The organism is Peribacillus sp. NJ4 (genome assembly GCF_030348345.1).
Taxonomy (GTDB): Bacteria; Bacillota; Bacilli; order Bacillales; family DSM-1321; genus Peribacillus.
Map to the genome: position 1 here is coordinate 900,428 of NZ_JAUCFQ010000001.1, position 23,081 is coordinate 923,508.

At 35.7% G+C, this 23,081-nt stretch carries 22 protein-coding genes and 1 pseudogene; 17 read left to right on the forward strand and 6 right to left on the reverse strand.

Annotation, left to right across the window (positions count from 1 at the left end):
• Positions 1-106: 106 nt before the first annotated feature.
• Entirely contained in the window at positions 107-661 is a 555-nt protein-coding gene (locus QUF94_RS04540; RefSeq protein ID WP_289314795.1) for a hypothetical protein, read from the forward strand.
• Between the two features lie 80 nt (positions 662-741).
• Here QUF94_RS04540 and QUF94_RS04545 read toward each other — a convergent pair whose 3' ends face one another.
• Positions 742-2,154, reverse strand: coding sequence for a PQQ-dependent sugar dehydrogenase (locus tag QUF94_RS04545; protein ID WP_289314796.1), 1,413 nt, complete (start codon positions 2,152-2,154; stop codon positions 742-744).
• A 513-nt stretch (positions 2,155-2,667) separates the two neighbouring features.
• Here QUF94_RS04545 and QUF94_RS04550 point away from each other — a divergent pair.
• Together QUF94_RS04550 and QUF94_RS04555 are read left to right on the forward strand one after the other, a co-directional pair.
• Entirely contained in the window at positions 2,668-3,222 is a 555-nt protein-coding gene (locus tag QUF94_RS04550) for a GNAT family N-acetyltransferase (RefSeq protein ID WP_289314797.1), read from the forward strand.
• A 178-nt stretch (positions 3,223-3,400) separates the two neighbouring features.
• Positions 3,401-3,742 carry a hypothetical protein gene (locus QUF94_RS04555; RefSeq protein WP_289314798.1) on the forward strand — a complete coding sequence of 114 codons (342 nt, stop codon included), beginning with the start codon at positions 3,401-3,403 and terminating at the stop codon, positions 3,740-3,742.
• A gap of 218 nt (positions 3,743-3,960) precedes the next feature.
• Here QUF94_RS04555 and QUF94_RS04560 read toward each other — a convergent pair whose 3' ends face one another.
• Positions 3,961-4,452, reverse strand: a complete 492-nt coding sequence (locus QUF94_RS04560) for a hypothetical protein (RefSeq protein ID WP_283896555.1) — start codon at positions 4,450-4,452, stop codon at positions 3,961-3,963.
• A 75-nt stretch (positions 4,453-4,527) separates the two neighbouring features.
• The gene (locus QUF94_RS04565; protein ID WP_289314799.1) at positions 4,528-4,803 is read right to left on the reverse strand and encodes a transporter; all 276 of its coding nucleotides are present in this window, start codon (positions 4,801-4,803) and stop codon (positions 4,528-4,530) included.
• 631 nt (positions 4,804-5,434) lie between these two features.
• On the opposite strand from QUF94_RS04565, the gene QUF94_RS04570 reads away from it, so the two are divergent.
• From QUF94_RS04570 to QUF94_RS04595, 6 genes are all read left to right on the forward strand, one after another.
• Positions 5,435-6,214, forward strand: a complete 780-nt coding sequence (locus QUF94_RS04570; RefSeq protein ID WP_289314800.1) for a CPBP family intramembrane glutamic endopeptidase — start codon at positions 5,435-5,437, stop codon at positions 6,212-6,214.
• A 211-nt stretch (positions 6,215-6,425) separates the two neighbouring features.
• Positions 6,426-7,109, forward strand: a complete 684-nt coding sequence (locus QUF94_RS04575) for a hypothetical protein (protein ID WP_289314801.1) — start codon at positions 6,426-6,428, stop codon at positions 7,107-7,109.
• 152 nt (positions 7,110-7,261) lie between these two features.
• A complete protein-coding gene (locus QUF94_RS04580) occupies positions 7,262-7,519 on the forward strand; it encodes a hypothetical protein (protein WP_057219614.1) in 258 nt (85 codons plus the stop codon).
• A gap of 558 nt (positions 7,520-8,077) precedes the next feature.
• Positions 8,078-8,734 (forward strand): Type 1 glutamine amidotransferase-like domain-containing protein, encoded by a 657-nt coding sequence (locus QUF94_RS04585; RefSeq protein WP_289314802.1) that lies wholly within the window; start codon positions 8,078-8,080, stop codon positions 8,732-8,734.
• A gap of 204 nt (positions 8,735-8,938) precedes the next feature.
• A complete protein-coding gene (locus tag QUF94_RS04590; RefSeq protein WP_283896836.1) occupies positions 8,939-9,280 on the forward strand; it encodes a PadR family transcriptional regulator in 342 nt (113 codons plus the stop codon).
• Positions 9,277-10,122, forward strand: a complete 846-nt coding sequence (locus QUF94_RS04595) for a permease prefix domain 1-containing protein (protein ID WP_283896834.1) — start codon at positions 9,277-9,279, stop codon at positions 10,120-10,122. Before QUF94_RS04590 ends, QUF94_RS04595 begins: the two co-directional genes overlap by 4 nt.
• A 240-nt stretch (positions 10,123-10,362) precedes the next feature.
• On the opposite strand, the gene QUF94_RS04600 is transcribed toward QUF94_RS04595, so the two are convergent.
• On the reverse strand, positions 10,363-10,632 hold the full coding sequence (locus QUF94_RS04600; protein ID WP_289314803.1) for a hypothetical protein: 270 nt from the start codon (positions 10,630-10,632) through the stop codon (positions 10,363-10,365).
• A 465-nt stretch (positions 10,633-11,097) separates the two neighbouring features.
• On the opposite strand from QUF94_RS04600, the gene QUF94_RS04605 reads away from it, so the two are divergent.
• Positions 11,098-12,375, forward strand: coding sequence for an IS110 family RNA-guided transposase (locus tag QUF94_RS04605; RefSeq protein ID WP_289314804.1), 1,278 nt, complete (start codon positions 11,098-11,100; stop codon positions 12,373-12,375).
• A gap of 525 nt (positions 12,376-12,900) precedes the next feature.
• On the opposite strand, the gene QUF94_RS04610 is transcribed toward QUF94_RS04605, so the two are convergent.
• A complete protein-coding gene (locus QUF94_RS04610) occupies positions 12,901-13,767 on the reverse strand; it encodes a PhzF family phenazine biosynthesis protein (protein ID WP_283896831.1) in 867 nt (288 codons plus the stop codon).
• Between the two features lie 348 nt (positions 13,768-14,115).
• Between QUF94_RS04610 and QUF94_RS04615 the strand changes: the two genes are divergently transcribed.
• Positions 14,116-14,424 carry a hypothetical protein gene (locus QUF94_RS04615; protein ID WP_283896829.1) on the forward strand — a complete coding sequence of 103 codons (309 nt, stop codon included), beginning with the start codon at positions 14,116-14,118 and terminating at the stop codon, positions 14,422-14,424.
• A 297-nt stretch (positions 14,425-14,721) separates the two neighbouring features.
• Here the strand turns inward: QUF94_RS04615 and QUF94_RS04620 are convergent, their stop codons facing one another.
• A complete protein-coding gene (locus QUF94_RS04620) occupies positions 14,722-15,630 on the reverse strand; it encodes a LysR family transcriptional regulator (protein ID WP_289314805.1) in 909 nt (302 codons plus the stop codon).
• A 187-nt stretch (positions 15,631-15,817) separates the two neighbouring features.
• On the opposite strand from QUF94_RS04620, the gene QUF94_RS04625 reads away from it, so the two are divergent.
• From QUF94_RS04625 to QUF94_RS04650, 6 genes and pseudogenes are all read left to right on the forward strand, one after another.
• Positions 15,818-16,993 carry an acyl-CoA dehydrogenase family protein gene (locus QUF94_RS04625; RefSeq protein ID WP_289314806.1) on the forward strand — a complete coding sequence of 392 codons (1,176 nt, stop codon included), beginning with the start codon at positions 15,818-15,820 and terminating at the stop codon, positions 16,991-16,993.
• A gap of 20 nt (positions 16,994-17,013) precedes the next feature.
• Positions 17,014-18,192, forward strand: a complete 1,179-nt coding sequence (locus QUF94_RS04630; protein WP_289314807.1) for a CaiB/BaiF CoA transferase family protein — start codon at positions 17,014-17,016, stop codon at positions 18,190-18,192.
• A 48-nt stretch (positions 18,193-18,240) separates the two neighbouring features.
• Entirely contained in the window at positions 18,241-19,818 is a 1,578-nt protein-coding gene (locus QUF94_RS04635) for a class I adenylate-forming enzyme family protein (RefSeq protein WP_289314808.1), read from the forward strand.
• A 220-nt stretch (positions 19,819-20,038) separates the two neighbouring features.
• Positions 20,039-21,274 carry an MFS transporter gene (locus QUF94_RS04640; protein WP_289314809.1) on the forward strand — a complete coding sequence of 412 codons (1,236 nt, stop codon included), beginning with the start codon at positions 20,039-20,041 and terminating at the stop codon, positions 21,272-21,274.
• Between the two features lie 28 nt (positions 21,275-21,302).
• Positions 21,303-22,487, forward strand: a complete 1,185-nt coding sequence (locus tag QUF94_RS04645) for a serine hydrolase domain-containing protein (protein WP_289314810.1) — start codon at positions 21,303-21,305, stop codon at positions 22,485-22,487.
• Between the two features lie 375 nt (positions 22,488-22,862).
• Positions 22,863-22,996: pseudogene (locus QUF94_RS04650) on the forward strand (MFS transporter); the annotation flags it as partial.
• Positions 22,997-23,081: the final 85 nt, after the last annotated feature.

Here is a 23,081-nt window from a genome sequence, read left to right on the forward strand (position 1 = left end):
CATTACACAGGATATTGATGTTTGAATCATTAATAATTGTTCCACCTCTAATAAATGGTAATACAATGTATCGTAACGTATAAACCATTTAGAATGAGGTGGAAAGGTGTATTTTTTTAAACCTATTTCTGATGAGGTTCGTTTATCTCAAATAATATTCAATAAACATAAAAAAACGATGAAGCTCATTTTAGGGTCTATTTTTGCCTGTATTGCTGCTATTCTACAGGCTGCTGCTGGATTTTTACCAGGTATAGGATATTTTTTAAGTCCGCTAGCCACTGCACCTATTCTGTTATGTTCCATGTTTTCCATTCCATTTGGAGTAATGTCCTACTTTCTGACAATTATGTTGTTATTCATCCTACAGCCAACTGAACTAATTGTATTTCCTTTTACAACAGGATTGTTAGGACTTGGCATAGGGGCATCTTTTTACTTTTTTAGGAAGAGATTAAGTATTATTGCTACTGGTGCAATTCTTTTAATGTTAGGAATTATGAGTCTAATATTTATTTTTCACTTTCCAGTTTTAGGTCCAGCCGTCCCTGTTTCCTTTTCATTTCTTACAATTGGTTTTTTATTGGCTTTCATTTATAGCTGGTTATGGGTTGAAATTGCTTTAATCATTTTTAAAAGATTAAAAATGATTATAATTTAGTGATTCTCCATCACTTGGTTTTAATTTCGATTACTTAGATCCATGTAGAGATTTATCAAGTAGAATTTTATAGTTATGATTCATGGAATTATTTCAAAAACAGTGCCTTGGTTAAAATCAGTCACTTTCATGGAGCCATAAACTGCTAAATATAATCTGGTTTGATTGAGGTTCGTTCCCAAACTAACATAATAGGCTGATTGAGACCCAAATTCATAATCGGTTTGTATCACACTAAAATCATTTTGTTCACCATTTGGTCTTACGATGGTATAAGCTAGAGCCCCTCGAACCTGAGGTTGAGATTCTTTCCGGGCAAGGTCGGTAAACACAACGCTTCCTGTTAAACCAGGGATACTTTCCCCCATATAGGCTTGCACTCCTGTAAGTGCAGTTCCTCCAAACTTATCGGGTCTGGTATCTTTATGAAAATAACTAGTTAAAGGCTGAAGACGACTACCTGAAAGTGTTACTGCTTCATTGTAAAAAGCAATTGTTTTCTCATCCAAAGTCGAATCTTCAGTGCAGCCTCTTATAATGGGAGCAGGAAAAGCACCTTCCCAACCTCGCCAGCCAAAGTTAATAAACCCTTCTTTGTCAGGTTCAGAATTCATGAAAGAAGCTTGAATAAGCTGAGTAACCGGTATTGGTTTATAATGAACGAATGAAAAAATGGACTCGACCAAATCCTGGCCGACATTTCCCGCATATTTAATATACTGATTATAAAACTTTTGAAATGAAATGCCTGGTATATTGCGAACCCCTTTGGCCATTACCATGAGCGTTTCCTGAATAGTTGTGGGAAGTTCATTAAAACGTGTGACAATGGGTGGATTATTGATGTATACATCCTTACCTACATCAATTTCAATTATTTTACCAGCGATTTCTAGATCGTCCTGGCTTAAGTTAAATGGATCATAGCCTGATCCACCATCTCCGGTTGTTAAAACAAGTTTTCCTGTTTCGGGTGAAAAGTTTAAACTATTGACCCCATTATGATTTGAAAATGGCCTTCTTAAGTTAAGTAATGTCCGTCTTTTTTGGGGTTGACCATTCGATTGTAAAATCCATTCTTCAATTGTATCAATATGATCATATTGCGTTTCTCTATTTATCCACCTTAGGTTTAACGTTCTAGGATCACACGGGTCAGGCTTAAAAGATTCACGAAGAGCACCTGGTCCTTGTGTTCCAGCTACTGAATAATGAAGATAAAACAGACCGTTATAATAAAATTCGGGATGGAACGCTAGCCCCAGCAATCCCCGTTCATCATATCCGCCACCAGAAACACCTAGTTTTAGGATTCGCGGGCGAATATCTAAAAAAGTCCTTATAACTCCGTTTCCTATGTAAAAGATCTCTCCTACCTGGGTTGCAATAAATAATCTTTCAATTGAGTCACCTGGAAGTATAGTTGTTTTCAAAACAGTAGGTAAATTTATCTTACTTGCAATGGGTCGTAAACCAACCTTAACTTTTATCAACTGCTTTGCACTCCTTCCTATTGTTTTCTTTTATAAGAATATGATTAGAACTGTCTATTAGTACCCAATTAGGCCGGGGAATCTGATAAGGCATTGCACCACTTTCCGCACGAGCGTAATTAAACGAAAGGAGTGCGTTAGTTGAAATCTTTAAGAATGAGGATAAATTCAAGTTATGCCATAAAAGGACGCTATCCAGGAACAAGGATAAGCGCTTATTTTTCATTTTAGGGCCATATTCTTGAATGAGGGGTAGCATCAGGAAAATGCGTATTTACAACGATGAGCATTCAGATACAAGTCATATGAGACAGATTGGATTGTGTCTCAAAAGACTCTACTATTGAGATTGTGAAAGAATGTACTTAAACTATCGGGGCAGTTTAGTTGAAGATTGAATACGTTGCAAAAAGGGATTAATACTGTAAAGGCGAATAGTTAATAATTGGATTTATTTTGAAATGGAGAGATTTTAAGAGTTAAAAAAAGACCTAAATAGAAAGGTTGTTTTATTTGAACAAATTTGACTGCGTTTTAGAAACAGAAAGATTAGTAATAAGACCATTAAAGGTAAATGATTTTAAAAATTGGCTTAGCGAATTTAAAAATAGACTTCCATCTCAACACAAGTATGATCAAGGAAAGATTGATATGAGTGAATGTACAGAGGAATGGTTTACCAACTTAGTGGAAAAACATCAAGAATTAGCAGTGGATGATATAGCATATGTTTTTGGTGTCTTTAGGAAAGAAGACGGTAAACATCTTGGAACGATAGATTTTTCCACCTTAGAGAGAAATGACTTTCAATGGGGTAGGATAGGTTACAATATTCATAATCAATATTGGAGAAATGGTTATTGTAAAGAGGCAGTAAAAGAAGCCCTTAATATCGCCTTTAAAGACTTGAATTTCCACCGAATTGAGGCTCATATAAACGTTGATAACACACCTTCTTATAAGTTAGCAGAGAATGTAGGAATGGAGTTTGAATGCATAAGAAAAGGATTTATTTTTGAATTTGGTGAATGGACTGATAATCTGGTTTATTACATAAATTCCAAATAGAAAATTCTACAACTACAAGGGGCTACCATTCGGTGGCCTTTTTGCTTAATGAACTAAAGGGGCAGGTTAGTAGAAGAAGGAAAATAGCTAGATTATAAAGAATATTAGTTTTAGAAAAGAGAAATAAGGTAAATGGAAGAAAGTAATTAAATAGAATAACACATTTTTGGAGGACGTTATGACTTTTGAAGAACTAACAAAAAATAAACCACCAGTAGAATGGAAAGAAAGAATGGATGAAGATGATGACCTTTTTACGGATGAAAATATCAATGCGACAAATGAGGTTCTTGATTTTTACATTAACAATTTAGTAAAACTTGGAGATAAGCCGACAGAGGAAGACATATTAGAATGTGTTAAAGAAGTGGTAATAATTTTAAATGAAATAAATGAACAATACGATGATTTTATCGAAACAATGGAGAGAGAAGAACTATGTGAGTTTATTATTGAAGCTGCACATATAGCTGGGTTAGAATCCGAAGAAGACATTACAGAAGACTGGAGAGAATGGTAAAAGTAATTGTAATTCTTGTTTCACTAACGGGTGCTTTACTTCAATAAGGAAGGTTGCTGCGGCAGCCTTTTTCTTATGGAGCTAACTGGGCAGTTTAGTTGAAAAAGGAATATTAATTTTATTAGGTTATGGAAAGAACAAAATATAATAAAAAACTCGCCAAGAACTGAACGAGTTTTAAATCCCTTTTTTTATTGCTGGTTGAAATAATAATACGCTCAACATAAAACGATTATACGATAGGGTGTGGTTTGAGCAGGGATACTTCTTGTGGCAGGTCCATAGAAAACAATTAAATCTCGGTTCGCTGGATATCTTGAAAAGAGTTGCCCATTTGTTAAAAATATTTGGGTATAGGGAGATAATTTTAATTGTAATTGTCCATCACTACTCACCAATTGGTTATTAAAATAATCAACTTTTACATTCTGATTTGGGTTATCTTTTACCATGACAAGCGCTTGATATTGTGGAGGGTAAATAAGAATAGCAGGTAAATCTCCATCATAATATCCTGTCACGCGATCTCCTACTATGACCATTTCATGGTCAACGAAATAAGTTGAGGGTGAAACCACGAAATTTACTATTGAACCCAATTCATTTTCTATTGTAAATAATTTATAACAACCTTCTCTTTCACCATTTTGACCTGTAAAAAAATCACTAATCACCGTGACAGTTCCATGAAATGAATAAAAAGTTGTCATACAATACCTCCAAAATTAAAAGATAGGGGCGATCTTTTATTTTGAGACTATTCGAGATAAGGCTTTTTTAGGATTTTAGTATAATGTAGGGATAGGAGGGCAGGCAACGGCATCTATAAGTCTTGGGTCAATACCGTAGAATTGCCAGAAAGCACCGTTCCATCTATATCCAGATACTTCCCCATATTCCACACGAGTAGGGTAAAACCAAAATTGTCTGCCATTTATAAGCCATACATAAGTGTTTTGATATAGACAGTCGACGATATAGGACACAGAAGGTTTTGGTGGTATGAATGTTGGAGGAGGGGATTGTGGACTCATTGTCCCCTGGCGTGGGAAATATCTCATGTGATTTCACTCCTTTTAGTTAGGTTCTCAACATTATATGTTGAGAAGAAGTAAAAGGATTATTTAACGCGAAAACTAAAGATTGTGAAGTAATGTACTTAAACTAATAGGTGCGTTAGCTTAAGATCGGAGCTGTCTTTAAGGCAGCTTTTTCTTATGGAACTACCATGAAAATAAGTTTCTTTAATAATGAAAAATGACAATACTTAAGAAGACCCTGCTCAATCGTTTAAAAAAAGAGGAGAGCGTTAATTAATTAGTCTATAGATTAGGGTTGACTGGATTAAGGTCAGTATCAGTATTGACACTTCCTAACCATTTTCATTCTTTGTGGTGAATCGCCGATTTTTGCGATTCATGGATGGCTAACGGGGCAGGATAGTTGAAGAGTGCTGTTTGACCTTTGTTCAACAATTGGGCCATATTGTTGAAGAAACTTCATAAAGTTAAACCCTTAATGGGAAATCAATTTATCTTGGTTATTCAAGAATCGGAGGTGCAATTCTTAAATGAAAGAAATTACAGTTTAATCCAATTCCGGATTTTATGTTAAGATAATTCTTGTGATTAAGTTTGTTGCGAACTGAATAGAAAATTAATAAAATAAGTTTTGATTGAGGGAGAGAAAAATTTGTCTAAATTAAAAAAATATCTATTTTCAACTTTTTCAATCACTTTTCTTTCTTGGGGAATGATTGCTGTTTATACGCAAATTAAAAATATTCCTTTTGGTTCATCAATTGCTTTATATATTCTTTATATTTTAGGTGTAATAGGGCCTGCAATCGCTGGTATAACCGTTAGCAAAAGGTCTGATTCAAAAGAAGATTTTAGTATGTTTTTAAAGAGTTGTTATCAACCACCGAAAAATTTAAATTGGTATTTATTTATTATCGTGATCGTTTTAGTTTTTTCTTTACTTCCGTATTTCGTAGTCGGAGGAGAACAAATTGTACCCGTTCAATATATACTTTTACAAATTCCTATTTTTATCTTAATTGGCGGTTTAGAGGAAATTGGGTGGCGGGGGTTTATGCTTCGAGAATTGACAAAAAGAATACCTGCTTTAACAAGCACATTACTCGTAAGTATTGTTTGGATTTTTTGGCATTTGCCATTGTTTTTCATAATTGGAACTTATCAATATGAATATTTGAATATTCCTGTATTCTCCATAAGTGTTATTTCTTTTTCCTTTCTTTTATCAACTGTTTATTACAAAACAAAGAGTATATTTCTTTGTATTATGACACACGCTTTTTGTAATAGTGTTCTCAATGTGTTCGTTAGCAATCAATCATTATTAGGAGGAATTATAGCATTAGTTTTTTCTTTATTCATCTACTTGCTATTCGCATACAATCGCAACCGATCATTAATAATGAAAAAAGTTGATACATATATTGAATAATCTATTAGTAGCAATCTCTTATTCCACATAAGGGCGCGATTCTTTAATAAGAATCGCTTTTCTTAATGAACTAACGGGTGCTTTACTTCTATATGGGGCTGGAAACAGCTCCATTTTCTTATGCAACTATCGGGGCAGGTTAGTTTACTAAAAATGTTACTATTAATTAAGTAAATAATAAAGTTATAAATCAAATGAATGGGAGTAGAAAATGGCAGAAATATGGATTAAAGAAGAAAGAGTTTCAAAGAAGTTTTTAGATGATTTGGGACATTATATAAGTTTAGATGGGGAACTAGATATTGCCTATTTTATTGCTGCTGACGGAGAAGATTATGTAGAAGAAAATAAAAATTTTTTACTGGACTTCTTATTTTTCCAAAACAAGTATCCTCTATTTATTTCCTTCATTGTTTATGAGGATCAAACTGACGAATATATTACTTTCTTAAAAGAAAATAAAATTGATTTTACGTTAAATTACCTTGAAGAAAAAAGAACTTATTATGATTACCTTGGGAAACACCAATATCATCCACCTTGCTTTACTGCGAAGATAGAAGATTCAAATTCTTTAGCTCTTATATTAAATGAAACTTTTTGGTTACCAGCTCAAAATGAATTTTACTCAATTTCCTTTTCCGATAATTTAATGTTCGAATTAGGGGAGGTTATTGAATGGGGAAGAAAAAGAAAACGGTCGATTCCAATTTTCAAAACAAAGGGAGAAACTACTTTTATCACTATTTTTCACGACGGAGCAGGGTTTTACTTGTTTTCAAACGATGAGAAATATTTCACCCTAGATAAATTCATTTCTAACTTACCAAGAGGAACAGTGATTACACAAATAAACGATACTTTGGTAAATGGAGATATTCTTGAAGAAGATTAATGCTTATTTAGGTAACGGGTGCGTTAGCTGAAGATCGGAGCTGTCTTTAAGGCAGCTTTTTCTTATGGAACTAACGGGGCAGGTTAGTGGAGGAAGGAATTTACATTTATGATATTGAATTATATATAAAAAGGTGATAGGAGGCTTAAATATTGAATAAGGAAAGGCAATTAGTAATTCCTTTAGACGGTTTAATAAAATTTAAAGAAAATTCAACTAGATTCCTTCTTAAATATAGGTATATAATTTTAACACTAGCTATAATAGGTACGTTTTATTTTCTTTTAGAAAATCAAATGATAACAGTTGATTTATATTTTTATCTTAGTGCTTTTAAAATTATTACCACCTATATTTTACCTTGGGGCATTTTGTATTGTTTAATTCAAATAATGAAAAGAACAAAATAACCAATGAAATTTCAAAATAAAGTTTAGTCTAAAAATGGTGTAACAGGTGCGATGCTTTAAACAGGCATCGCCTTTTTTGTTTCAGTAAAGTAGAAGATTGTGAAGTATTGTACTTAAACTAACGGGTGCGTTAGTTGAACAATGAGACATCTTAAAGGACCAAAAAGTGGTCCTTATCTCTTTATTAACCTCATGAATGAATTAGAGTCTTACCGAAAGACACTAAAGGTTTTCAAGAATTATTCGTTTCTTCTTCGGTGATGCCGATAATAAAGGTTTATGTTAACTGGATGCTATTTTTGCGATTTCTTCAACTACCGGGGTAGGTTAGTTGAGTAAAGAAAAGGATATATATTTAAGCTGTTAATAGAGGTGGAAGGTGTAGACTAAAAATAAAGTCGTACCGTTTTTAAAAAAATTGATAAAATTGTGTCACAAGCTATTTCATTTGGCACAGTAAATGAGGCATATAATGGGTAGTGTGTTGATAACAAGAAAACAGAATGAATAATTTAGGAAAATAATAATGTTATTTACACTTTGCCACGGGGGGAACTTATGAAAACTCATTATTATTTAGGTTGGTTTAATAATTTTTTTCCAGATAATCTGGGTAGGGTGTTACAGGAGGATATTACTGATAGAAAATCGCTTGCTATGATTAGCTCGAATCCATTATCTTATGAAGATGTTGGTGCTACTGAACGCTCGTGGTTTGACCAGGCCGGCATTATGTTTGATGAATATCATTTAATTAATTACCGCGTACAGAAAGAAGATGCCCAAACCTTAATTCAAAATGCTTCAGTTATTTTCTTGTTGGGTGGAAATACCCTTAAACAAAATGGGTTTTTAATGGAATATGAATTGTCGGATTTGATTAAAAAAAGTAGAGCCGTTGTGATGGGAGCTAGCGCTGGTGCGATCAATATGTCCGCTAAATGGTTATGTTCGAAAAATTTTGGCTATAAAGTTGAAATAAGCTCTGTTTACGATGGAATCGGCCTTGACGAATTTTCCGTCCTGTCTCATTTTGATCTTGAAAATAACATTGAATTGGTTCAAGGCGAACTGTCTCCCTTATCGGAAGAAATTAATATTTATGCGTCTAACAAGGATTGCGCAATACGTGTAAAGGGAGACATAATCGACATTTTAGGCAAGGTATATTTAATTTCCCACTCAAAGATTCAGAAATTGGATGAGACGCTCTAGTAATATGTAAAGCCAATCCGATTTGTGAAATATTGTACTTAAACTAACGGGTGCGTTAGCTGAAGATCGGAGCTGTCTTTAAGGCAGCTTTTTCTTATGGAACTATCGGGGCAGGTTAGTTCATTAAGAACTACCTGTTTTTTCTGAAGAATACCTTGCATTATAAAGTAATATAAAATATATTTATACCAAGAGGTGGGAAAATTGGAAATTAATAAGGAAGTCTTAAAAGGCCATATAGACACTCTCATCCTTTCTCTTTTACATAGGAGGGATATGTACGGCTATGAATTAGCCAAAATTGTTCGAGAAAAGAGTGATAACCAATTTGAATTAAAAGAAGGTACGCTTTATCTGTCTTTAAAGAGATTAGAAAAGAATGAATGGATTTCTTCTTACTGGGGTGATGAGCAAGGACCAGGAGGAAGAAGAAAATATTACAAACTTACATCAATGGGTGAAGAAGGATTTAAAGAAAAGCGTTTGGAATGGGAATTTGTAAGAGATGTTATTGATTCGTTTTTAGATGGGGGGAGAAAAAAATGAATCAAATTGAAGAATACGTTCATTCGGTTTACCGAAATGTTGATGGAGATAAAGAAGAAATCGAAGAATTAAAACAAGAAATGCGCTCACATTTACTAGAAGCTGTTTATGAGTTAAAAGAAAATGGAGTGTCGGAAGAAGAAGCAAATAGAATTGCCATTGAAAACTTCGGAGATAAAAAACACATTATAAAAGGATTATCGGAATTTTTTAATGTTCAAAAGCGGTTTGCTCGGTATATCTTATTATTTTCTCTTGTTTCACTTGTGTTAGGAGCTACCTTTTTTGTAAACACCTTTTCAAAAATAAACGATTTTAAAGAGGAAAGAAACATCATCATGAACAATGTGTTAACCATCATAGGTGATGATAGTGTGATTACAAATTCCGAAAAAGAGGGTCTCCATACTATTTTCGACGAACATAGCGACCATTTAAATTATTTGGCAGTATTTAATGTGAAAGAGAAAGCTCAAGTACAAGAATGGTTAAAAGAATATGATATAACAACAAAACCTTCTACCACCTACCCCCTTGAATATCAGCATGCAACATTTATGATTGGACATCAGGGTGAGATTTTGAATAATAAAGAAGAAATCGTTAGCAGTAATTATGACTTAGGAACAGTAGCGAGTGCAAATGATAGTTGGATTGTTCAATATGAATATAAGGATACCTACCATAATGTTATTGAAACAAATAATTCAATGGTATTAGGAGATTACACGGATATTTTTCATCTACCGATTTTGTTCTTTGTAGTGTTTGGAGTTCTAATTATTGTTTGGGTATTCTTAAAAAAATATCATAAAAGATATTTAAAAGGACTTATAAACTGAATTTCTTGAATGAACTAACGGGTGCTTTACCTCATTATTAGGGGCTGATCAGAAGCTCCTTTTCTTATGCAACTATAGGGGCAGTATAGTTGAAGAAAAAAATTTATATTTGTGTTCAACAATCGGGCCATATTCTTGAATAAGAGAAGAATGGAGTTTTATGATACAGTATTCAGGGAATCACCCCTTCTCTCAACCAAGTTAAAAAAAACCGATTATTTCGGTCTTTTTGTTTTCTTGTTATTCAGCAGTGAATGTAAATGTTTCTTTTAAAGGTCTGCCTTCGCTCCCCTTTTGAGTCCAAATAATTTCCACTTCAAATTCTGTTGCTTTTTCAGCCAAAAGGAAATTTTTAAATCGATAAGGTATTCCATCATTCAATTGTTTAGCTAAAAAAGTAGCTTCATCAAAGTGGTTTTTGTTGCAATCCTCTTCACCAGGACAACCAAAAAGTGAAAACTTCGTTGTAGAGTTAGGTTCATTTCTAAATATATAAATTTCTGCAGACAATATATCCTTGCCAATGTTATCAACCTCTAAAGAGTAAGTACGAAATTTTCCCCTTTTTGGTTTTGCTAACCCCTTACCTTGATCAGCTTTGTCTACTTGAACCGACCATTATTTCGAGGTTTGTTTGGTTGGTAATTCATCAAAGGTTAAAGCTTTTGTCTCTAAAGTTGGTGCGACTATGTTCAAAAGAAATAATGTACTTATAGCAAGTATCGTTTTCTTAAACATGACTACCTCCTTGTTTTAGTTACAGGATACTTTGCCCAAAATGGATTGGAATATGTTTTTTATAAATTTGGCCAAAGTATCATATATAAAAATTAAAGTGTAATATATCTCCTTATTCTAACGGGGCAGCATTCCTGTTAGAAGGATGTTCGAGGTCTTGAAAGAAAAAGAGCCCTCTTGTATGATGCATGAGTGTCAACGACCATTGACCCAGCATCAAACAAGGAGGACTTCTCTATGCAGTTTAAATGGAATGAAAAAATTAATCAAGTTACTGAAAATACACTCGTTGTTGGTATGGATATTGCCAAGCGTGTTCATTACGCTTGTTTTGTTGATGAACGAGGGCGCGTGATAGAAAAAGCCTTCGCAGTTCATCAATCAAAAGAGGGCTTTGAACACCTGTATGAAAAGATTCGTCAAACGATGAAGGAAGCTAAGAAAACAGAAGTAATTGTTGGAATTGAGCCAACAGGCCACTACTGGATGAACCTAGCTAATTTCTTAGATCATTACGGCATACCACTAGTCATGGTGAATCCAATGCATGTCAAACGATCGAAGGAACTGGACGATAATTTACCGACAAAGAACGATAAAAAAGATGCATTAGTCATCGCTCGTTTATTGAAAGATGGGCGTTTTAGCTATCCACGTTTATTAAAAGAAGTAGAGGCAGAACTTCGTATCGGATCTACTCTTCGTTCAAAGTTAACGGAAGATTTAGCGAGTATTAAAAATCGAATCATTCGTTGGCTTGATCGTTATTTTCCCGAGTTTACTCAAGTCTTTCCGGCTTTCGGAAAGATGGCTCTAGCTACATTGGAAATGACTCCGTTGCCACAGGATATCGATGGAAAAAGTGCTGAGGAGCTTGTCTTTCTTTACCGTAAGGTAAAGGGAATGAGAGCCCCACAGCTACCAAAAGCAAAGCTACTCATTGAAGCAGCGACGAATTCAATTGGACTGACAGAAGGGACACAGATGGCCCGACATGAAATTGCCACGCTCCTGCGTCAGTATCGCTTACTAGAAAACGAAATTGAATCTGTGAATAGTCAATTATCCGAAATGGCCCAAACAACTATGGAATATGAGCTGCTGGCTTCAGTTCCTGGATTAGGAGATGCAACCATTGTTGATTTGCTTTCAGAAGTTGGAAGCTTTTCACTTTATGAAAATCCACGCCAATTGATTAAACTAGCGGGATTAACATTACGTGAAAACTCATCTGGTCAACATAAGGGACAAAAACATATCTCCAAACGAGGAAGAAAGCGACTTAGATATATTCTTTTCAAAGTAATAGTACCACTCATTCGTCACAACGAGGGGTTTAAACAGCTTCATGAATATTACACAACACGCCAACAAAATCCCTTACGTGGAAAGCAATCGATGGTGGTACTCTGTGGTAAATTGTTGAAAGTATTGCATGGTATTTGTAAAAAGAAAGTCCATTTTAATGAGCAGAATATGATGAAGGATCTCTACTGCCTCTCAGAGGCAGCGTAAGCATTTCTAACTATCGATTTATAACAAGAAGGATGACACGGAGAAGCCAGCAACATTACTAAACTAAGACCAAGAGTCCCCGGGGCAGCTTAGCAGGCCTCTGCCTTATGAATAGACCGAACGAAGGAATGTAAGCGCAAATGACGCTAAGAGACATGGGAGGGTACGTCATCATAAGTTTCGCAGAGATCTATTGTGCATCACATAGTGGAGAAAATAGCTAATGATTTCCATTAGTTTTAGCGAAGCGTACGCTCAATTTAGTAATAAAAACCAGAATTTCTATACTCTGTTTAAAAGCAGAATAAAAAAATAATTTCACTAATACACCGAGTGGTGCAAACCGTTGATACATCAATGTTTATAGAGGGAGGTTAGTTTACTAAGGCATAACTATTGAGTTTAGCTAAAGAATAAGGAGTAAACAGAATATGAGGTGAACCTTGATGGCTTATAATCCAATGGTTCATTACGTTCGGAAGAGACTTGAATAAAATATTAATCTAAAAAAAGCCCTTTCTAATGTTAATACCATTCTCCTTTTGCGATTAAAAATACCTTACCCCCTACAAGGATTTGAATGGAATTTTGGGAATTTTCAGCTTGTATATTTAAAATAGATGGTCTTCCCATTTGGAATCCTTGTTCAACTCTGTACACTATATTTTTACTTTCAAAAAAGTTATGTGCGATAAGGTATCCAGCAAGATTTCCGTTTGCACTTCCAGTCGCAGGATCTTCAGGGAATCCTGTGTCATCTAAAAATACTCTTACATTTAAATCACTTTCTTTTAGTTTGGTTTCAGGAGTAAAGACAAGGATATTTGCTTTTATAACGTTATCAATGAAATTTTGATAATTATTATGATTGATCTTGCAACGATTTACAGCATCCAAAGAACAAAGAGGAACAATTACTGCTGGTAATCCAGTTGATACAATTTGAATTGGAAAACGGGAATCAATATCTTCATTTGGTATCTGTAATATTTCGGTGAAAATATCTTGATCAGGAATAATCGTTCCTAATTCGGGTGGGTTTTGCTTCATTATTAATTGTTCACCTTCAATATTTACAGGTATTTGTCCTACTTTAAGGTTTAGAGTTATTTGTTTACTTTCATTGTTTTCTAAAACTTTCTGAATGATAAATGCTGTTCCTAATGTTGGATGACCAGCAAAAGGAACCTCTACATCAGGAGTAAATATTCGAACATCGTATCCTCCGTTGTCTTGTTTGCCAGATAAAATAAATGTTGTTTCATTAAAGTTTATCTCTCTTGCAATCTTTTGCATTTCTTCAGTAGATATTGTTCTCGAGGGAATAAGTACAGCTAATTGGTTACCTTGATATTTTTCTTCTGCGAATACATCAACTATATAAAAATCCATAAATATTACAACTCCTAATTTTTAATTTTAGTATAAATTATATCATTTCTTTATGAACTAACGGATGCGTTAGCTTAAGATCGGAGCTGTCATTAAGGCAGCTTTTTCTTTATGCAACTATAGGGGCAGGTTAGTTGAACAAAGACTAGAAGGGGATAAGATGAAAAAATGCTTTATAGCTGATTAAGTGACTCGTTTATAAGCGAATTAAGGGAAGCCAAAGGGCTTCCCTTAATTCGCTTAATTTTCAATACTATTTTAAAACATGGCCTTTTATTTAGAAGGTTCCAATCGTTAGCGAATAGATTAATGCCATCAGCAGATAATATAAGCGAAGGAGTGAATCATATGCCACAAGATTATAATGATCCATTAAATAATGCCGAGAACCTTGATAAACGTAGAGACCCAACTAATTATCCTACTGATAAGAATGAAGACAACGATACAGTTGACAGATCTGTAATGATTGATGGTGGCCCTGGATTTGATGGAGAAGAACGTTCTAGGCGTGGTGATAATATACCAACAATAGAGGAAGCTACAAACTTTAGAGAACGTTTCAATTCCGACCATGAGAAACTTATGGGCAGAATCATTCTTGGAGATACACTTATTAATCGAGAAAATACACATTTTGGACGGTTTGAAAGATAAAAAAGAGACAGCCAATTTTACTTGGCTGTCTTTTTCTTTTCTGTTAATTTCTTTTGAGACTTAACTATTTGATTATTAAAGATGTAGTTTTAATAAAGTAATATTTGATTTTGGTTTTCCTAAATGAACTAACGGGGCAGGATAGTTTAAGTACAATACTTCACATTCATGCCTTCTAAATTCCTTATCTGTACAAGTTATAGTTACTGTAACCAATTAATTGTGATGGGTTCGCAGGAGATTATTGTTTTTGGAATTTTGATGTAATTTTAACAGGCTATTGATGTGGTTGGAAACTTATTCTAATTTGGAGATATGTAATTTTATGCATTTTAAAAACTCTCTGGTTGCAAAAGAAAAATGTTTTTTCTTTGACCGTACCCATCCGAAGGATCGGCGGTTGGAATCGAAATTTATTAAAGGTATTGGAACAATTTCTCCACTTTTAACATAATGATCATCTTTTAGTGATATATCCATCAAAAAACTAATCGCCAATCCTTCTGAAACGGCTTTTTTGATGACTTCAGTATTGTTTGAAGAAAATAAAATATTCATGGAGCCGTATCTATTCATAAATATAGAAATGGAATCTTTCCATATTCCCCCATCATACATCACTACAGTTTCGTTGATTAATTCCTCAGGAGTTAAATAGTCACTTAATGCTAATGGGGAATGTTTATTAACACATACCATTATTTCCCCTTCTAGTAGTGTTTCAAAAACTAACTCTTCATGAGCATCCAAATCAATCTCATCGATCATTGCTAATCCAATGTCAATTTTACCTTGTAAAACATCTTCAATAATATTTGGTGATTTTTTTTCCGTCATGACAATACGGAAGTTTGGATAGTCTTTTTTGAAGCTTGATAATGATTTGAGTAAGATGGTCATGAATAAGCTGGGGCTGGCAGATAGATTTATTTCTCCATTTATTAAGGATGTTTGAGTTTGCGCTTCTTCTTGTATTTCATGAAGTTTAACTACAATTTCATACGCTTTTTTAATGATGTTTTTGCCTTCAGCTGTCGGTATAGCGCCTAACCGTGAACGTGTAAACAAATTAATTCCTAATTCTTGTTCTAAATTGGTAATAGCCTTACTAATTGTAGACTGAGAGACATGAAGATTTTGTGCAGCGATGGAAATAGAACGTGTTTTAGTTACTTCAACAATATATTTTAATTGTTCAATATGCATTAAATTTACTCCTTTATATGAATTTCCTTCAAGTAAATATGATATATAGCCATTTTACATTATTTATAACCATATATAAAATAGATTTAGAATATTAAAACTATTCAATCTATAAAAGAAATCACTTTTAAAAAAACTGAAAGCGTTTTCGATTCCTCCTAAACATAAGTATGAAAGGAGTAAAAGTATGAAGGATACAGTGCAAATTAAGAATGAAGAGAGTTTACGGGATAAGCTACTTCATTTCATTTACAACGAGTTATTACCGTTTGAGAGAGAAAACGAAATTGACTCAGAAAAAGAAATTCCGATGGAACATATCCAGTGGGCAAGAAAGAGATCTAAGGAGTTAGGGTTTTACGGAATCAACCTTCCTAAAGAGTTAGGAGGACAATTACTTAACCTGAAAGGGCTATGTATCTTGAAGGAGGAATTGACAAAATCCGGTGCGGTTTTATGGGGGCACGTATTAGGTGAAATAGGCGGACCTTTGCGAATCGGTAAAATGTTAAAGGTATTTTCCCCGGAACAAAATGAAAAGTATGTAATGCCGGTTATCAATGCAGAAGCGGGATGTTGTTTTGCGTTATCTGAACCCGAGGCGGGATCAGATGCTAAAGCAATTCAAACGACGGCAGTACGAGACGGTGATGACTACATTTTACATGGTAAAAAGCATTTTATTAGCGCCGCACCTTATGCAGATTGGGCCATTGTGATTGCTAAAGAGATCGTTGAGGAAGGCGGTGAAAGGGTTACCGCGTTTATTGTGGAGAAAAAATCGCAGGGTAAGTCAGGTTTTGAATTAGGGAAAATTCAAGTACCGATTTCCGGAGAACGGAGTACAGCGGAGCTTATCTTTAATCGTTGTCGAGTCCCATCTTCCAATATTCTCGGTGAACCAGGTAAGGGTTTGTTGTTGGGACTCAGCAGGATAAATGAAAACAGAGCCTCGTGGGGTGCTACCTACCTTGGCGTGGCACAGCGGCTTCTGAATTTATCCATTGATCATGCCAAGCATCGGGTTCAGTTCGGTCGACCGATTGGGGAATTTCAAGCGATTCAACATATGTTAGCGGAGATGGCGACTGAAATTTACGCCGCACGTTGCATGCTCTACGAAGTAATCGAAAAGATTGATAACGGTGAAGATGTGAAAGGGGCTTCATCCATGGTTAAAGTTTTTTCCTCAGAGGTCGCCAATCGAGTTGCCGATAAAGCCGTTCAAATCTTTGGCGGGCAAGGGTTAATGAAAGGGCATCCTGTCGAGAAAATGTACAGAGACGTACGGATGTTTAGGATTCTAACTGGTACATCCGAAATTCAGAAAAACACTATTGCCAAAGAATTGCTGAAGAAATAAGAGAAGAAGGTGTGAGTATTTTGTCTGAATATCAAAAAAAAATTAGAGTGCTGGATTTAACTCGTTTATTACCTGGACCTTATTGCACCATGCTGCTAGGCGATTTGGGAATGGACGTAATTAAAATTGAAGATACGGAACATGGTGATGCAACTAGAAAATCAGCCTCATTGTTCAACATCCTTAATCGAAATAAAAAATCGGTTGCCCTTGATTTAAAACACCCGAAGGGAAGAGAACTATTTCTTACACTTTCTCAAGAAGCCGATGTCATCGTAGAAGGATTCCGCCCGGGGGCGATGAATCGTTTGGGGCTTGGCTATGAAGACATTAAAGCGGTAAATCCGCGTATCATCTATTGCTCGTTATCTGGTTTTGGGCAAACAGGACCGTATAAAGATCGTCCGGGACATGATTTGAACTATTTAGCCATGGCCGGAATGGTTGGCATTCCATCCCAAATGGAGTTCCCTACGGGGAGACCTGCGACCAGGGTTTCTGACTTTGCAGGTGGTCTTATGGCTGCTCTTTCTATTCTTAGTGCACTTCATGATTTACAAAGTTCGAAGGTCGGCCGGTATATAGATGTGGCTATGACTGATGTCATGGCTTCATGGGTCGGAATGTTCCTTCCTTACTTGGTAAAGGATGGAGCTGCGCTATCCAAAGAAGAGGTTCATTTGGTAATGCCAGGAAATGATATGTATGAAACGAAAGACAAGCAATGGCTAACTCTTGGAATGAATGAAGATAAATTTTGGAGAAACCTAATTGAATCCCTTCAGGAAGAGTTTCCAAGTATAGCCATTGACCAATGGAAAAATCCAATAATAAGAATGAAAAAAAAAGTGGAACTCCATTTTCTCTTGAAAGGGATCTTTCTATCAAAACCTCTCCATTACTGGGAAAGTCTCTTAACTGTAAACGATATTCCTTGGGCGCCCGTCCAAAATGCAATTGATGTGTTCAATAACGGGCATTTCAGAGAACGGGGTATTATCGGGGAGATGGTCAACCCTGAAACGGGCGATTTAGAATACCAAGTGGGGTTTCCCGCACTATTCTCAACCAGGCTTGACGTGTATCGTAACACTGCCCCGCAGTTGGGACAACATACTGAGGAAATACTCGAAAATTTAGGCTACCAAAAAATTTTCATTCATGATTTAGTCGCTAAAAATATTGCTAAGATCATATGATAATTTCAATCTATCAGTTTTGAACTATACTAGGGAGGGAAAATTTTCATGAATACTTTAACCTATCAGGCTCTTCTATTCAATAGAATAACCGAATTTGATTACCAGCCTGCACTTACTTGCTTAGAAACAAGCGAGACCATCACTTATAAGGAATTGCGGGATAGAGTAGATACGGTAGCCAACCAGTTGATTCGGCTAGGCGTAAAAATTGGAACCCATGTTGCTGTTATAGTCCCAAATAGCATTGAAAATGTCATATATAATCTTGGTGTAAGTCGATGTGGGGCAACCGTAATCCCTTTAAACGATAAGCTGGGTGTTAGAGAGATCGAGTTTATCTTGAGAGATGCCGAGCCCCAAGTGGTAATTATGGCAACCCAGAAACATGTGGAGTCTGTGCATGACTATCTTAAAGAGGAAGATAAAAACAGCGTGACTGTTATTGGTCTTTCGGGTTTCGGTGTCGAATACCCTGATGAGTTCTATTCTGTTGATTGGGATGATACAAAAGGCAATATGGAATTTCCCGTCGCCTCGTTGGATGATTTAGCAACAATATCATACACTGGTGGCACAACAGGCACACCGAAAGGAGTCATGCATTCTCAACAAGGTTTTGGAGCCTCGATCATGGCTTCGTGCATGGAATATCCGTACGATGATCAAGACAAGGTTTTGTTTTGTACACCGCTTATTCATTCGGCAGGTGTGCTGCTTCAGAGGTCATTGTTATCCGGCTGTCATGTCTACATCATGCGGTCGTTTAATCCCGAGTTTTTTTTACAGACTGTACAAGAAGCACGTATTACCAGTACTTTTATTGTTCCGACAATTATTTACCGATTGATTGACGAGGCTAAGAAAAAAGGCTACGAGGTGAGCTCGTTGCGAAACATTAATTATGGTTCATCCCCTATATCTACAGAACGTTTAAAAGAAGCGTTTGAAATCTTTGGACCTATTTTTAGACAGCAGTATGGAATGACAGAATGCAGTATCTTGATCGCAAGACTCACAAAAAGCGATCATATCTGGGCGTACGAGAACAACCCTGAAGTGTTAAAAAGCTGTGGAAAGCCGTGTATGTTTACCCAAATTCGCCTGATTGACAACAATGGAAATGACGTGAAACCTCTTCAGCCAGGGGAAATTGCTGTCAAAATCCCTTCTGTCTCAGTCGGCTATTACAAAAGACCCGATCTTACCCAAGAGGCATTCCGTGATGGTTGGTTCTATACGGGAGATATCGGAAAACTAGATAAATACGGTTTTCTTCATATAATTGAACGAAAAAAAGATATGATCATTTCTGGTGGTTTAAATGTATATCCCGCTGAAGTGGAAAGGATAATTAACCAGCACCCTGCTGTATCAATGAGTGCATGCATCGGCATACCACATGCTGATTGGGGCGAAGCGGTCTGTATATTTGCAGTGCTTCGTGAAGGGGAAACGTGTTCCAAGGAAGAGTTAATTCAGTTCTGCAAAGAACGTACTTCTAACTATATGGTTCCTAAAGAAATATATATTGAGACATCATTACCACTAACACCAGTAGGTAAGATAGATAAAAAAGAGTTGAAAAAACCTTTCTGGGAAGGTACGACACGCGTTGTAAATTAGAAGGCTTCAATTGTTAGAGGATATGTTATATGTTCTCTAACAAGAATTCGAAAGCGCTTTCGATATTATTTACTTTACAATGAAATGAAAGCTTTTCCACCGCCTATTTTTGAATCGGATAAGTATAGTAATGATTACTGCTTAACCTATATTTATTGTGATGAGATTTGTACCACATATGGGGAGGCTCATGTCGATACTTCAAAAAGGAGCGAATTGAATGAAAGCTTATGCGACCGATAAAAAGCGTAAAACCATCATTATCATTCTTCTATTTATAGTAGCGACAATAAGTTTCATTGATAAAGCGGCGATTAACGTAGCAATTATTCCAATTCAGAAGGACCTGCAGCTTAACTCTTTTGAATCAGGTTTGATATTAAGTGTTTTCTTTATCAGCTACGCCCTTATGCATCCATTAGGAGGATGGCTTACAGATAAATACGGATCACGAAAAATTTTAATTCTTTCAATCTTAGGTTTCTCGGTTTTTACTGCTTTTACGAGTTTTGCTTGGTCATTTGCATCACTATTTTTGTTTCGTTTCCTGTTTGGTATTGGGGAAGGTGGTATTTTTCCTGCCAGCATACGATCTATTTCCGAAAACTTTCCCGATAAAGAAAGGGGTAGAGCAACTTCTTTCTATCTATCTGCACAAACGTTCGGTGGTGCGCTAGGTTCAGTCATTATTGGGGCTTTGGTAGTTTCCCTTGGGTGGAGATGGATGTTTGTCAGCATTGGTATAATAGGTGTTTTGATAGCATGGGTAGTTTGGGTTTATCTAAAATATCCGGTAGATATACAAATAAATAACGAGAAGCCAAATCAAAAGAAAGTTTCTTATAAAAAGGTATTTAATACAAAAAATTTTTGGAAGATATTCTGTACTAAATTTTTTTCAAATATAGTGAACTGGGGTATCGTTTCCTGGATGCCTTCTTATTGGGTAAGTAAAGGTTTAGACTTGGTGTCAGCAAGTGCCTTGATGGCCATACCGTTCCTTACCTCCTTTCTTATGTTTAATGTTAGCGGCTGGATTTTAGATAAATATATGGCTGGAAGAGAAAAATACCTGACAGTAGCAGGATCACTATTTTCTGCCTTCTTTCTTTATTTGATGTTTAATGCAACGTCTGTTTCACTTGGGATTGTTTATATGACCTTAAATGCTTTTTCAATCGCGTTTATCGGAACATCGCTATACACAATGGTCATTAAATATTCAGCAAAGGAATTAACTGGTTCTGTGACAGGGTTAGTTAGTTTTGGCGGACAAATTTCCGGGGGTATCTCTCCAGCCGTAATTGGGTTCGTTCTTACTGTATTCAACGGTTCTTACAATGCTGCTTCCTGGTTTTTAATCGCTGCTGCATTGGCAGGGGCAATTACGTCACTAACGATTAAAAACAACGTTGTAGAAACAACAGAAAATGTGCTTAAAGAGCATTCTTTTTAAATAAAATACAAAAGCAGGAGGAATTGTAATGAAGTCCATTACAAAGAATGAAAGCAAAGTTTTTCCGCCACTTACAGAGGATATCGTTACGAAGGATAATTGGTTTACTTCAAAAAAAAATTTGCAACGGTATTGTCATAGTGGTGAACTGAGTCCCGGTCGTATTATATGGAGAGGAAACCAAAAGCCTACCCAATTATCATATGCTAAAGACCAATTAAATCTAGAAAAAATAAACAATAAGAATGGGGAAAGTATTTTAGCCGATCTTGAGAGAACTGACACAGATGCTTTTTTAGTAATGCATAAAGGAAAAGTTTTGTATGAGAACTATTTTAACGGATATAAATCTCATCAGCTTCATGCAATGAACTCTGCTACAAAATCTTTTGTAGGCTTGATTGTTAGTTTGCTTGCTGATGAAGGATTACTAGATATAAATAAAAAATCTTCCTTCTATATACCTGAGTTAGAAGGAACAGGACTTGGTGATGGAACAGTTCAGCAATTGCTTGATATGCAAGTTCCTGTGAGATATTTGGAAGCCGACACGCCATGGGGAATAGGCCGTGGGACACCCATTTTTATGGCAACCGGTTCAATTCCAAAACCTGATAACTACGATGGACCCGAAAACCTATACGAATTTACGTTATCGAGCAAAAAAGATAAAATACCTGGTACTGCGTTTTATTATGAAAGTGGACAAACAGAAGCATTGGGATGGATTGTCAAACGCTTGACAGGGAAAAACTTGGCAGAATTAATTCAAGAAATAATCTGGTCTAAACTGGGGACAGAAGAAAACGCATTGATGCAATTGGATCTAATCGGTACGGATATTGCCAGCGGCGGTATGCGGGCTACATTGCGTGATTTGGCACGATTTGGTGAAATGATGCTTAACGATGGTTACTACAATGGCCAACAAATCATTCCGGAACATATTATAAGGGAAATTAAAAAAGGTGGTAACCGAAAATATCTCGCGGAAAGTAATCATAGTCATCTTTCAGGATTCTCTTATCATAATCAATGGTGGGTTAGCCATGATCAATTCGGTGGATATTCAGCCCGTGGGAAGTTTGACCAGCGAATATACATTGCACCAAAAGCTGATACAGTGATTGTAAAATTATCTTCATATCTGTCTCCTAGTTCAAAAGAGACAAATGCTTTTCAAGCGATAATAGAGTATTTAGAAAAACAATAAAATCAAAAGAAGTCGGGCGTGATGACTTTCAAGATTAGCGTATGTTTGTCACTAAGTCCTGTTCAAATCCCATCCCTATCAACTAAGCAAAAGAAACATTCTTAAAACAAAAAAGATGAAATGAATTCTCGTGGACAACGTAGAGAAGTTAAATTTTTACATTTAAGAGAATTAAATAGCTTAGCCTGATAGGCATGGTGGATTTGTTCAAATATAAACTGGATGGACATGTGGTACTCCCCATAACCATCCAGTATACGGGAAACAGAAACTTACCAAAGTATCGAAAATCTAGGTAATATAAGAGAATTACGTAATCTCATTGTAGCCAAAGCAGGTCTGCTAGTGAGCCTCTTTGCACTTACTGTCGCCATATCTGTTTTTCATCCAATTTATTGTTCGTTGCTTTGACAGTAGCTGCCACATCTGTCAGCAAGGAAGAATCTCCAAAGGCTGTTTCTAAAGTGATTATGGGAGTAACCGCAGGTATGATACTTGGTGTACCAGTGTTATTTGGCACATCCGACTTTAAAAACCCAGCTATTCTTCACATTAGAAGATTAGCTGGGTTTCTTAATTATTTACATCCAATCA

Bases quoted from the DNA above. Each gene is read 5' to 3' on its own strand.
- QUF94_RS04565 (WP_289314799.1), bottom strand. From the start codon at position 4,803: ATGAGATATTTCCCACGCCAGGGGACAATGAGTCCACAATCCCCTCCT.
- QUF94_RS04640 (WP_289314809.1), top strand. From the start codon at position 20,039: ATGAAAGCTTATGCGACCGATAAAAAGCGTAAAACCATCATTATCATT.
- QUF94_RS04635 (WP_289314808.1), top strand. From the start codon at position 18,241: ATGAATACTTTAACCTATCAGGCTCTTCTATTCAATAGAATAACCGAA.
- QUF94_RS04615 (WP_283896829.1), top strand. From the start codon at position 14,116: ATGCCACAAGATTATAATGATCCATTAAATAATGCCGAGAACCTTGAT.
- QUF94_RS04620 (WP_289314805.1), bottom strand. From the start codon at position 15,630: ATGCATATTGAACAATTAAAATATATTGTTGAAGTAACTAAAACACGT.
- QUF94_RS04605 (WP_289314804.1), top strand. From the start codon at position 11,098: ATGCAGTTTAAATGGAATGAAAAAATTAATCAAGTTACTGAAAATACA.
- QUF94_RS04595 (WP_283896834.1), top strand. From the start codon at position 9,277: ATGAATCAAATTGAAGAATACGTTCATTCGGTTTACCGAAATGTTGAT.
- QUF94_RS04585 (WP_289314802.1), top strand. From the start codon at position 8,078: ATGAAAACTCATTATTATTTAGGTTGGTTTAATAATTTTTTTCCAGAT.
- QUF94_RS04575 (WP_289314801.1), top strand. From the start codon at position 6,426: ATGGCAGAAATATGGATTAAAGAAGAAAGAGTTTCAAAGAAGTTTTTA.
- QUF94_RS04645 (WP_289314810.1), top strand. From the start codon at position 21,303: ATGAAGTCCATTACAAAGAATGAAAGCAAAGTTTTTCCGCCACTTACA.
- QUF94_RS04610 (WP_283896831.1), bottom strand. From the start codon at position 13,767: ATGGATTTTTATATAGTTGATGTATTCGCAGAAGAAAAATATCAAGGT.
- QUF94_RS04560 (WP_283896555.1), bottom strand. From the start codon at position 4,452: ATGACAACTTTTTATTCATTTCATGGAACTGTCACGGTGATTAGTGAT.
- QUF94_RS04625 (WP_289314806.1), top strand. From the start codon at position 15,818: ATGAAGGATACAGTGCAAATTAAGAATGAAGAGAGTTTACGGGATAAG.
- QUF94_RS04555 (WP_289314798.1), top strand. From the start codon at position 3,401: ATGACTTTTGAAGAACTAACAAAAAATAAACCACCAGTAGAATGGAAA.